General features: G+C 29.8%; 1 protein-coding gene. It reads right to left on the bottom strand.

All coding sequences use genetic code 11. The annotated features are described in order from the left end of the window. Nucleotides 1-373 (bottom strand): transposase (locus A3SG_RS0118620; RefSeq protein WP_016991472.1); only part of this gene is annotated, 373 nt, incomplete at both ends.

Genomic DNA, 373 nt, shown 5'->3' with positions numbered 1-373 from the left:
AATCTTCAGGCAAAGTGACGATTTTTTCTTTCACAGGATTATTGTGGATGTAATTTATCTTTTGCTTTATAAACCAGTTCGTCTCAACAATTTCTGCATGATAGCCATCTTGCCAAACTTTATATTCTTGTTCTCTCTTGAGATGAATACATGCTTTTTGAAAATGTCTTAACATCCATTCTCTTCTACTCTCTGGTTCTTCACTAATAGTTTGAACTATCTTCTTTGAAGTATATTTTTTAAAATCACGCATCACATCAGATAATATAAAACCATTTATTGCTTTACATAACAAATGAATATGACTACTCATAATACAATACGCATAAATCTCTAAACCTTTATTTTGCTGACAATGTTTTAATGCGTTTAT

Source organism: Flavobacterium sp. ACAM 123 (assembly GCF_000264055.1).
Taxonomy (GTDB): Bacteria; Bacteroidota; Bacteroidia; order Flavobacteriales; family Flavobacteriaceae; genus Flavobacterium.
This window is presented reverse-complemented; position numbering and strand designations above follow the sequence as displayed.